Raw genomic sequence first — 11106 nt, forward strand, 5'->3', positions numbered from 1 at the left:
CCAGGATCAAACTCTCCAATAAAGTTAGTTTGTCTAGCATCTAAAAATAAAAATTGACGTTCACGTTGTTTGTTTCGTTCAGTTTTCAAAGAACTACTCGGTCGCTCATTTGCGACTTCCTTATGTTAACATCTTCATTTTTCGATGTCAACTAAGTTTTTTAATTTCTTTTTTGTCGTTTTCTGCGTTTCTGCATCAGCGACGTTTATTAATTTATCATATACTTACTCTTAACGTCAATACTTTTTAATAAAAAATTCTTTTTCTTACATAACGAATACATTCTTCCCTATTAGCAACTCTCCGAAATAAGCAAAAAATGATTTTATACCTTTCTTCCATCGCCTTTTTTACAACGTTATGTATACGCTCATCTTCAAAATCAAATAAAAGTTCCTCTAATTCTCTCTTCAGTATGTATTCCATTTCTTTTTTCTCTTCCTTCGTCAACATAATCCCAAGCAAATTATCACCCCAATAACTCCTTACGTGTACCAATAAACACCGCACTCATTTTCAATTATCAATAATGTATCATCAAAAACAAAATTCTATCACTCATTATATCCACCACTTACGATGTTAATCCCTTGTTCTCTTTTTTAAATTTAAAGCATATATGTAACTGAAAAGGATTGGACAAAGGGGCGTAATATTATGTTTTTCTTTTTTATTACGAGTAAAAGGACATTTAAACACATTAGCTTAATAGTCGTACTTTCTTTATTTACAGCATGGCTACTCTTTTTAAAAACATATTCACATGAATCTGCTTTTTCAACTGCTACCGGCCCTAAAGTGATTTACAAAGGGGACACTGCAAAAAAACAAGTTGCATTCACGTTTGACATTAGTTGGGGAGACCAAAAAGCTATTCCAATCCTTAATACACTCAAAGAAAGAGAAATTAAGAATGCAACCTTCTTTCTCTCTGCTGCATGGGCTGAAAGACACCCTGATATTGTCGAACGCATCATGAAAGATGGACATGAGATTGGTAGTATGGGTTATAATTACACGTCCTACACTTCACTAGAAGCAAATGAAATACGACGAGATCTTTTACGGGCACAAGATGTTTTTACAAAACTTGGCGTAAAACAAGTCAAGCTATTACGTCCACCTAGTGGCGACTTTAACAAAACGACTCTTAAAATAGCGGAATCACTCGGATACACCATCGTTCATTGGAGTAACAATTCAAATGACTGGAAAAATCCCGGCGTAAATAAAATTGTTTCCACAGTCTCTAGCAATTTAAAGGGTGGAGATATTGTCTTATTACATGCTTCTGATTCTGCCCTTCAAACAAATAAGGCTTTACCATTACTCTTACAAAAATTAAAGAGCGACGGATATGAACAAACATCTGTATCACAACTTATTTCCAACACAAGTACAAAAAGCGAAGATATTAAGTAGTTCCTTTCCACACGGTTCTTCACACATAAAAAGCTCCGCTATCTTTCGTTAAGATAGCGGAGCTTTTCTTATCCTAGTGTTTACAGACGATAAGAATCTGGTTAATTAAAAACCCATTCTCTTCTCATTAAACTGACTTACTCTTTTGTCCAATTAAACGATGCAATACAAGTAACTGATATGCATTACATAATAGAAGTGGTATCACCATTAAATATAACCAATCTGTATCATTAATCCGGAGCGCTGGTACCCATTCAAGAATTGTTACAACAACCATAAAGAACAAAGCGGGAACAAATGCTTTTTTATTCGTTTCTTTACTCTTTATGTAAGCGACAATTGCCCCAAACACAAATAACATCCCAGCAACAAGTATGTTATTCCCTAAGGAAACTTCCCCATTTGCAATAAGTACTGACCTTAAATAAACGAAATCAAACAATACGAACGCAATAAAGAACAGTTGTACTGCATTCCATAAAGAGGATGACCGAAACATCCCTAATCCAAAACGATGAATCGTTAAATATGCAAAGAACCCCATTTGACTTATAACACTAAAAATAAATCCTACGCCCATCAACCAGAAAGAAACTGCTAGAATCTCCTTTCCGTCGAAATTTTGAAAAAATTTAACGTACTTGTCCCACTCTAAAACAAAACCAATAAAGACTGTGCTAATCCCACCAAGAAACAACGTCGTAAAAAATAGTCGTACCCACTTGCGGCTATTCACAACACATCCCCCATTATTCTTATATTTCTAATTAAATTGTATCAATGACAATTTCAAAAAGCTAGCCATGTTAATGTATAAATTCCTTAAAGAGATTTATATTAAAAAAAGAGAACTTTGCTGAAAGGAGCTCCAACTTATGAAACGGATGCTGCTCGTTTGGATTTCTTCTTTTCTATTTATAGCACTAGTGGCATGTGCACAAGAAAAAGAAGCAAAATCCGAACTTGATTATGATCAAACAAAAAAAATGATTGTTGATATTTTAAAAACCGATCAAGGAAAAAAAGCGATCCAAGATGTATTAACTGATGAAAAAATGAAACAAGCCCTCATACTAGATGAAACAGTAGTAAAGAAAACGATTGAAGATGCGATGGTATCTGAAAAAGGGCAACAATTCTGGGAAAAGCTCTTTAAAGACCCTGAGTTCTCATCAAAATTTGCTAAAAGTATGGGAAAAGAACAAACAAACTTAATGAAAACTTTACTAAAAGATCCTGAATACCAATCAGGTGTTATAGAGATTATGAAAAATCCTGAAGTAGAGAAAATTATGTTACAAACAATGAAGAGTAAAGAATATCGTCAATATTTACAGCAAGTACTAACCGAAACTGCCGAAAGTCCACTCTTCCAAGCTAAGATGATTGATATCATTAGTAAAGGTGTACAAAAAGCCGAAAAAGGTGGGTCTGATAAGAAAGGCGCAGGCAGTGAAGGTGGTTCTCAAGACGGGAACAAAGAACAACAATAAAAATTATAGTAATGAGTGGACAATATATATTGTCCACTCATTACTACTTTATTTTTGTGTAACAGCTGTTTTATCAATAACTGTCTCAGCTATCGTACGATAAATAAGACCCGTTGTATGTGTATCTTCATATACTGACGGCGCAAAGTCCTCTTTATTCCAATCAGGTTGTTGAAGTGGAATTCGGCCAATTACATCCGTTTGGAGTTCCGTAGCTAATTTATCTCCTCCACCTCTTCCAAACACATACTCTTTTTCACCAGTTGCTTTACTTTCAAAATACGCCATATTTTCAACAACACCAAGAATACTATGTTCTGTACGTAAAGCCATGGCTCCAGCGCGCGCTGCTACAAATGCCGCTGTTGGATGCGGCGTTGTTACAATAATCTCTTTACAAGCCGGCAACATCGAATGCACATCTAGAGCAACATCACCCGTACCTGGTGGTAGATCCAATACTAAGTAATCTAAATCACCCCATTCTACTTCTGTGAAAAAGTGATTTAACATTTTCCCAAGCATCGGTCCTCTCCAAATAACAGGTGCGTTATCTTCTACAAAGAATCCCATTGAGATTACTTTCACGCCTAGACGCTCCACTGGTATTATCTTATCACCTCTTACGATTGGGCGTTTTTCTATACCCATCATATCCGGCACACTAAAACCATAAATATCCGCATCAATGATACCAACCTTTTTTCCTAAACGAGCTAAAGCAATTGCAAGGTTAACTGAAACAGTCGATTTCCCTACTCCACCTTTTCCACTTGCTACTGCTAAAAATGTTGTATTTGAGTTCGGTGATAATAAGGATTCACTTTTCTCTTCCTCTTGCGGTGGTGCAAACTGGGCTAGTTCCTCTTCTGTAAATTCTGCAAAACGAAGTCCAACTGTTGTTGCTCCAAGTTCTTTTACTAACTTTACAATTCCAGACTGCAACTGCATTTGTTCCGCTGTACCTGTCTTTACAATTGCAATTTTAACACTTACATGTTCCTTCTCCGGCTTGACTGTTACCTCTTTAATTGCATTTGTTTCTTTTAACGTTTTATGTATAAACGGATCTACAATCCCTTCCAATGCTTCCACTACCTGCTCTTTTGTTACCATAATTAGCCCAGCCCCCTGTATGAAAAATAACGTAATGTTAATTAAATTTATCTCTCTTTATCTTTGAAATAAATGCGTTTACATTTTCAGTATAACATATTTTCGGAAAACTTCGTTAACGAGAGAAACTCAAAAAATCCTCCTTATTCTGGAGGATTTCCTTTTTCCGTAAAATAACGTAATATACCACGATATATTGCAGCCGCTACTTTTTGCTGGTATTTCTCCGAATTTAACATATATCTTTCATTCACATTCGATAAAAAGCCAGCCTCAATTAAAGCACCTGGTTTTTTGGCATACTTCAATAAATACACGTGAGGAATTGTTTTAGCAGAACGATTCGTATTTTCTAAGCTTGTTCTCAATTCAGCTTGTATAAATTTCGCAGCCCGTTCATTTTCAATCGAAGAACGGTAGTAGAACGTTTGTGCGCCCTTAGACCCACTACTAGTTAGGGCATTTAAATGAATACTCGCAAAAAAGTCTACATCAGGCTTATTAATGATATCCACACGCTTTTTTAAATCCTCTGCTTTACGTCTACTATATGACTTTGTATCTTTATTAGCTAAATCATAATCTCCTTCACGCGTTAAAATGACTAAAGCACCTTGTTCTTGTAAATAATCTTGTACCTTTTTTGTAATCTCAAGCGTAATATCTTTTTCTACAATATCCTTTCCACCAACAGCCCCTCCGTCTGGCCCACCATGCCCAGCATCTAGTACAATCACTTTCCCTGATAAGGGTAAATTCCAAGCTCGCCACGATTTTGTAATTTGAAATTCTTGTTTAACTAAAAAAAACAAAACAACCGCAGCGAGCGCAAAAGAGATAATTCGAATTCTCTTCATACCTTTCCTCCTCCAGCTAGTCCCTCTAATTACTTATATGGGACAAGAGGAAAGTTTATGCTTGTCTTAGTGTAGCTTTAATCGATATCTTCTTTCGCCTTTTTCATACCCTTCCTGCCACCACAAGCCGATAAACTGCTGACAAGATTCAAAAAGCAATTCCTCGTCTTGCAACTTAATTTCACGTATAGTCATACTCGTTAAAAATTGAAATAACGTTTCAGTTAATTGTTGTTCTTCTTCTAAAGCCCTATATTTCACATCAAAGAATGATTCACCATGATAACCAAATTTACTGTATCTCGCTCCTAATAAATAAGATTCTATCCCTAGTTCAATACAATAATCTTCATACTGACGATGAAGTTCTTGCATCTGAAAGGCATCACGAATATTTGAACGCAATGTTTTTAATGATAATTCTCGCAGCATCTTCCGCTCGTATTTTAACTGCTTTTCTTTTTGCTTTTCTTGTAAGCTGACAATGACATTCATAGTACTTATAAACCTCCCTAATACGTATTAGTCTAAACTTCTAAAGAAGAAGCATACGCAGGACAGTAGCACTAAAATATTCCAAGCTACAAAAATTACAAAAGAAGAATTAAACATAAAAAAACCCCAACCAAAATGGTTGGGGTTTGAAGTTCGCAAAAATTAACGTTTTGAGAACTGAGGTGCACGACGTGCGCCTTTAAGACCGTATTTTTTACGCTCTTTCATACGTGCGTCACGAGTTAATAGACCTGCACGTTTTAGTGTTAGACGGTATTCTGGATCAGCTTTTAATAAAGCGCGAGAAATACCGTGACGAATAGCACCAGCTTGACCAGTGTATCCACCACCATTTACGTTTACAAGTACATCGTAGTTACCTAAAGTTTCTGTTGCAACTAGAGGTTGTTTCACTACTTCACGTAATGCAGCAAATGGGATATATTTTTCAAAATCACGACCGTTAATGATAACGCGTCCTTCGCCTGGAACTAGGCGTACGCGCGCTACTGAACTCTTACGACGTCCAGTGCCATAGTATTGAACCTGTGCCAAAGTAAGCCCTCCTTTAATTAATTATCCGCGAAGTTCGTAAACTTCTGGTTGTTGTGCTTGGTGTGGATGCTCTGCTCCAGCATACACGTTTAATTTCTTAGACACTTGACGTCCTAAACGTCCTTTTGGAAGCATGCCTTTAATTGCAAGCTCTAACATTTGTACAGGGTAGTTTGTACGCATTTCTAGAGCTGTTCTTTGCTTAAGTCCACCTGGGTGGTTAGTGTGACGGTAGTAAATTTTATCGTTTAATTTATTACCTGTTAAATGAATTTTCTCAGCGTTAATAATAATTACATGATCACCCGTGTCAACGTGTGGTGTAAATGTAGGTTTGTGTTTACCACGTAAAATGGATGCTACTTCAGTAGATAGGCGACCTAAAGTTTGACCTTCAGCATCAACCACATACCATTTACGCTCAACTTCGTTAGCTTTTGCCATAAAAGTCGTACGCATGTGTTTCCCTCCTCGTTATCTTTTCCATAGAAAAAATCTATTGTTTATCTTAAACACGATTTCCTTCCGGGGCTAATCGTGGTTTTAGAAACAATACCATATGTTATGATATACTGTTGAGTTTCTAATGTCAAGCAAATGTTACACCAGGATTAGTTGTTATAGTTTACCTGCCATAAGTAAAGTCCATGACCTGGAGCCATCTTTCCAGCAAACTGGCGATTCTGTTTCGCTAAAATCTCTGGAATACTATCAGGATCAAGCCTTCCTTGGCCTACGCTAAGTAACGTACCAACAATAATTCTGACCATATTATATAAAAATCCATTACCTACAAAGCGAAAAATTAATTCATCGTCTTGCTCAATTAATTCGATTTCATAAATTGTTCGCACTTTATCTTTTTTGTCAGTTTTTGCCGAACAAAAAGAAGTAAAGTCATGCGTTCCAATAAAATAAGGAATCGCTTTTCTTATAGAGTTTATTTCGAGCGGATATGGATATTGATATACGTAATTTCTACGGAATACATCCGCAGGCTTTGATAATAATACACGATAGCGATATTCTTTTTTCTCGACACCGTAACGTGCATGAAATTCTTCTGTTTTCTTCTCTACTTGCCTGATAATAATATCATCCGGCAACATTGTATTTAAAGCATTACTCCATTGCCACTCTTCAAGAGACAAAGGTGTATCAAAGTGTATCACTTGTCCTTTGGCGTGAACGGTAGAATCCGTTCTGCCTGATGCCTGCACACGAACAAGTTCTCCTTTATGCAACTTCTGCAATGCTTTCTCTATTTCTTGTTGAACAGTACGATGCTGTGGTTGAATTTGGTAACCACAAAAATGAATGCCATCATATGCAACTGTACATTTTATTCTTTCCATTTCTCTATTCTCCATTACGACCGCACCCATGCTAAAATACAAGCTAAACAAAGTAAGCTTACAATTGTTACTGTATCACTTATTTTCCAGCGTAGTTGCCTAAATTTAGTACGTCCTTCGCCACTTTTATATCCACGAGATTCCATCGCAATCGCTAAGTCCTCTGCACGCTTAAAAGCACTGATAAATAATGGAACGAGTAGTGAGATAATAGCTTTCATCCTATCTTTTATCGGTCCCCCAGCAAAATCAATACCACGTGACGCCTGCGCTTTCATGATTTTACTCGTTTCATCCATTAATGTGGGGATAAATCGAAGAGAAATTGACATCATTAATGCGATTTCATGAACAGGAACTTTCATACGCTTCAACGGCTTTAATAACGTCTCTAAACCATCTGTAATCTCAATTGGTGTCGTTGTTAACGTTAATAATGTCGTCATTAAAATAATAACGAAAAATCGTATAGAAATGTAGATTCCTTGCTCTAATCCTTTTTCATGTATCGAAAACCAACCAAGCTGGAATAGTACTTCCCCTTCTTTATTTGTAAAAATATGCAGGAAAAATGTAAAAAGAAAAATCCATAAAATTGGTTTTAAGCCCGAAAGTACATAACGAATCGGCACTTTTGCAAAAAATAAAGCAATGAGTGCATATAAGAATAAAAACCCATATGAAATCGCATTATTTGCTAAGAAAACAACAAATACATATAAAAAGACAATCAACAGCTTCGTACGAGGATCAAGTTGATGAACGAGTGACTGACCTGGAATATATCTCCCAATAATCAACTGCTGCATGATTCATGACCACCTTTTCGTAACACCTGTACAACTTCATGAGTAAGATCCTCTAAAGATAAGGTAGCCTTCGAAATTGAAATACCAAACTTCTCTTCAATTGCACGTTTATACTTTAAAGACATTGGAAGATCCACACCGATTTGTTCTAATTCATCAGCATATGAAAATACTTCCTCTGCTCTTCCTTGCAAAAAGACCGTTCCTTTATGCATGACCACTATTTGATCTGCATACTTAGCGGCATCCTCCATATTATGGGTAACAAGAATGACTGTAAGCCCCTGTTCCTTATGCAAATTGTAAAACATCTCCATGAGCTCGTGCTGTCCTTTCGGATCAAGCCCTGCTGTAGGTTCATCTAATACAAGCACTTCGGGTTCCATCGCAAGTACGCCTGCTATTGCAACACGCCTCATTTGCCCACCACTTAATTCAAACGGAGAACGTGCTAATAACTCTATGTCCAATCCAACAAGCTGGATTGCATCTTTCGCCTTTTGTTTTGCCTCTTCTTCAGATACACCAAAATTAGTAGGTCCAAAACAAATGTCCTTTTCAACTGTTTCTTCAAATAGTTGATGTTCTGGAAACTGAAAGACAACCCCTACTTTTTTTCGTAGCGGCTTAAGTTTCTTCTCTTTCTTCCCTGCTGAAATTAAATGTTCACCAATTTGAACCGTACCATTTGTCGGCTGCAATAAACCATTTAAATGTTGAATCATCGTCGACTTACCTGAACCAGTATGACCGATAATGGCATAATAGCCCCCACTTGGAAACGACACGTCTACATCATAAAGCGCGCGTCTTTCAAATGGAGTTTTATATTGATAACGATGTTCTACTTTTTGGAATGTAATCTCCAAAGTTCGTTCACCAAGCTTTCCATTGTAAGATGCGTATTTTGCAAGTGAATTTCATTTTTTTTTAATAATTCTGCTATTTTCACCGAAAAAGGTACATCTAATCCAATCTCTTGGAGCATATGAGAGGATTTGAAAATTTTCTCTGGAGTACCTTCCTCTAATATTTCTCCTTTGTTCAAAATAATAATACGGTCTGACTGTGCCGCTTCTTCTAAATCGTGCGTAATCGATAACACCGTAATACCCTTTTGATTAACAAGTTGTCTGACCGTTTCTACTACTTCACGTCTCCCCTGAGGGTCTAACATTGAAGTTGCTTCATCTAGTATTAAAATAGATGGCTGAAGTGCTAGAACACCTGCTATTGCGACTCGCTGCTTTTGTCCACCAGATAACGAATGGGGCTCTTCATTTAAAAAATCTTCCATACGGACAAGTTGCAGAGCTTGTTCTAGTCTTTCTATCATCTGCTCCCTTGGCATTCCGATGTTCTCTAGGCCGAATACAACATCATCTTGTACTGTCGTTCCAACAAATTGATTATCTGGATTTTGAAATACCATCCCAATTTGCTTTCGAACATCCCATACTGTTTCCTCTGATAAAATCATTGTATCATTTAAAGTAATTGTCCCTGATTCCGGTAAAAATAAGCCATTCAATAATTTTGCAAGTGTAGACTTCCCTGAACCATTTTGTCCAATAACAGATACCCATTCTCCTTCATATAAGGAAAACGAAACATCTTTTAATGCATAAGAGGCTGCCCCAGGATATTGAAATGATATATTTTCTGTCCGAAGTTTCTCTTTTTTCAATACAAGGCACCCTTTCTTTCGCCAAGTTAGCCCGTTTTTCTATATTTAAAAAAAAAGGGCCATGACCAGTTACTTGAAAAGAACTGTCTTGCCCTTTTAATTATCATTATACTAGCTCGATAATTACCATTGGTGCTGCGTCTCCGCGACGTGGACCAATTTTTGCAATACGAGTGTATCCGCCTTGGCGCTCAGCATAGCGTGGAGCTACATCAGCGAATAATTTTTGAAGTGCATCTTGACCAGTCTCAGCGTTAGCAACCTCATTACGGATGAAAGCTGCTGCTTGACGACGAGCATGAAGATCTCCGCGTTTACCTAAAGTGATCATTTTTTCCACTACAGAACGAAGTTCTTTTGCACGAGTTTCTGTCGTTTGAATGCGCTCGTTGATAATTAAATCAGTAGTTAAATCACGTAACATAGCTTTACGTTGCGCACTTGTACGGCCTAATTTTCTGTATGCCATTCGTAGTTCCCTCCTTTGTTGATGGGTTTAAATCCTCAGTCGTCTTTACGTAAACCTAAACCTAATTCCTCAAGTTTATGTTTAACTTCTTCTAAGGATTTACGTCCTAAGTTACGAACTTTCATCATATCTTCTTCTGTTTTGTTCGCAAGCTCTTGTACAGTATTAATTCCTGCACGTTTTAGGCAATTATAAGAACGAACAGAAAGATCTAGTTCTTCGATAGTCATCTCTAGAACTTTTTCTTTTTGATCTTCTTCCTTCTCGACCATAATCTCAGCATTTTGTGCTTCGTCAGTTAAACCAACAAAGATATTTAAATGCTCAGTTAAGATTTTGGCACCTAAAGAGATAGCTTCTTTTGGCCCGATGCTTCCATCCGTCCATACATCAAGCGTAAGCTTATCATAATTAGCCACTTGTCCGACACGTGTCTTTTCCACTTGGTAAGTCACACGTGATACTGGAGTATAAATAGAATCAATAGGAATTACTCCTATTGGCTGATCTTCGCTTTTATTTGCAACAGCTGGCGTATACCCACGGCCACGCTTTGCAGTTAAACGCATGCGGAAATGCGCATTTTTTGCTAACGTTGCAATGTGTAAATCTGGATTTAAGATTTCAACATCACTATCGTGAGTAATATCAGCAGCTGTGACAATACCTTCGCCCTGTACATCGATTTCCAACGTCTTCTCTTCTTCAGAGTAGATTTTAAGAGCTAACTTTTTCAAGTTTAAGATCATCGTCGTAACGTCCTCTACTACGCCCTCAATTGTTGAAAATTCGTGTAAAACGCCATCGATTTGGATAGCAGTTACAGCGGCACCAGGGAGTGAGGA

15 protein-coding genes are annotated in these 11106 nt (G+C 37.1%); 2 read left to right on the forward strand and 13 right to left on the reverse strand.

What is annotated here, in order from left to right:
• Positions 1-246 precede the first annotated feature (246 nt).
• Positions 247-465, reverse strand: a complete 219-nt coding sequence (locus tag ACFWDE_RS15940; RefSeq protein WP_377893315.1) for a hypothetical protein — start codon at positions 463-465, stop codon at positions 247-249.
• Between the two features lie 192 nt (positions 466-657).
• Between ACFWDE_RS15940 and pdaB the strand changes: the two genes are divergently transcribed.
• Positions 658-1422: a polysaccharide deacetylase family sporulation protein PdaB gene (gene pdaB / locus ACFWDE_RS15945; RefSeq protein ID WP_002063440.1), complete on the forward strand. Its 765-nt coding sequence runs from the start codon at positions 658-660 to the stop codon at positions 1420-1422.
• A 127-nt stretch (positions 1423-1549) separates the two neighbouring features.
• On the opposite strand, the gene kbaA is transcribed toward pdaB, so the two are convergent.
• The gene (kbaA, locus tag ACFWDE_RS15950; protein WP_016103304.1) at positions 1550-2161 is read right to left on the reverse strand and encodes a KinB signaling pathway activation protein KbaA; all 612 of its coding nucleotides are present in this window, start codon (positions 2159-2161) and stop codon (positions 1550-1552) included.
• A 139-nt stretch (positions 2162-2300) separates the two neighbouring features.
• Here kbaA and gerD point away from each other — a divergent pair, with 139 nt between their 5' ends.
• Positions 2301-2918 carry a spore germination lipoprotein GerD gene (gene gerD, locus ACFWDE_RS15955; RefSeq protein WP_377893318.1) on the forward strand — a complete coding sequence of 206 codons (618 nt, stop codon included), beginning with the start codon at positions 2301-2303 and terminating at the stop codon, positions 2916-2918.
• Between the two features lie 48 nt (positions 2919-2966).
• On the opposite strand, the gene ACFWDE_RS15960 is transcribed toward gerD, so the two are convergent.
• The 11 genes from ACFWDE_RS15960 to ACFWDE_RS16010 form a co-directional block, all read right to left on the reverse strand.
• Complete coding sequence (locus tag ACFWDE_RS15960; RefSeq protein WP_377893320.1) at positions 2967-4034, reverse strand: Mrp/NBP35 family ATP-binding protein; 1068 nt, start codon at positions 4032-4034, stop codon at positions 2967-2969.
• 143 nt (positions 4035-4177) lie between these two features.
• Positions 4178-4891, reverse strand: coding sequence for an N-acetylmuramoyl-L-alanine amidase CwlD (cwlD, locus tag ACFWDE_RS15965; protein ID WP_002091549.1), 714 nt, complete (start codon positions 4889-4891; stop codon positions 4178-4180).
• 66 nt (positions 4892-4957) lie between these two features.
• Entirely contained in the window at positions 4958-5386 is a 429-nt protein-coding gene (locus tag ACFWDE_RS15970; RefSeq protein WP_002113330.1) for a DUF2521 family protein, read from the reverse strand.
• A gap of 162 nt (positions 5387-5548) precedes the next feature.
• The gene (rpsI, locus tag ACFWDE_RS15975) at positions 5549-5941 is read right to left on the reverse strand and encodes a 30S ribosomal protein S9 (RefSeq protein WP_002091548.1); all 393 of its coding nucleotides are present in this window, start codon (positions 5939-5941) and stop codon (positions 5549-5551) included.
• A gap of 21 nt (positions 5942-5962) precedes the next feature.
• Positions 5963-6400: a 50S ribosomal protein L13 gene (gene rplM / locus ACFWDE_RS15980; RefSeq protein ID WP_002029337.1), complete on the reverse strand. Its 438-nt coding sequence runs from the start codon at positions 6398-6400 to the stop codon at positions 5963-5965.
• 152 nt (positions 6401-6552) lie between these two features.
• Positions 6553-7296, reverse strand: a complete 744-nt coding sequence (gene truA, locus ACFWDE_RS15985; RefSeq protein ID WP_002091547.1) for a tRNA pseudouridine(38-40) synthase TruA — start codon at positions 7294-7296, stop codon at positions 6553-6555.
• Between the two features lie 14 nt (positions 7297-7310).
• Entirely contained in the window at positions 7311-8105 is a 795-nt protein-coding gene (locus ACFWDE_RS15990) for an energy-coupling factor transporter transmembrane component T family protein (protein ID WP_341307899.1), read from the reverse strand.
• Positions 8093-8974, reverse strand: coding sequence for an energy-coupling factor ABC transporter ATP-binding protein (locus ACFWDE_RS15995; RefSeq protein WP_002124690.1), 882 nt, complete (start codon positions 8972-8974; stop codon positions 8093-8095). The genes ACFWDE_RS15990 and ACFWDE_RS15995 overlap by 13 nt, the downstream gene beginning before the upstream one ends.
• Entirely contained in the window at positions 8950-9792 is an 843-nt protein-coding gene (locus tag ACFWDE_RS16000) for an energy-coupling factor ABC transporter ATP-binding protein (protein WP_215554967.1), read from the reverse strand. The genes ACFWDE_RS15995 and ACFWDE_RS16000 overlap by 25 nt, the downstream gene beginning before the upstream one ends.
• A gap of 106 nt (positions 9793-9898) precedes the next feature.
• Positions 9899-10261 carry a 50S ribosomal protein L17 gene (gene rplQ, locus ACFWDE_RS16005; protein WP_002091542.1) on the reverse strand — a complete coding sequence of 121 codons (363 nt, stop codon included), beginning with the start codon at positions 10259-10261 and terminating at the stop codon, positions 9899-9901.
• Positions 10262-10296: 35 nt separating this feature from the next.
• Positions 10297-11106: DNA-directed RNA polymerase subunit alpha (locus tag ACFWDE_RS16010; protein ID WP_377893325.1), on the reverse strand; the 810-nt coding region annotated here is incomplete at its 5' end.

The sequence above is a fragment of the Bacillus sp. NPDC060175 genome (assembly GCF_042728695.1).
In the GTDB taxonomy this organism is placed as follows: Bacteria; Bacillota; Bacilli; order Bacillales; family Bacillaceae_G; genus Bacillus_A.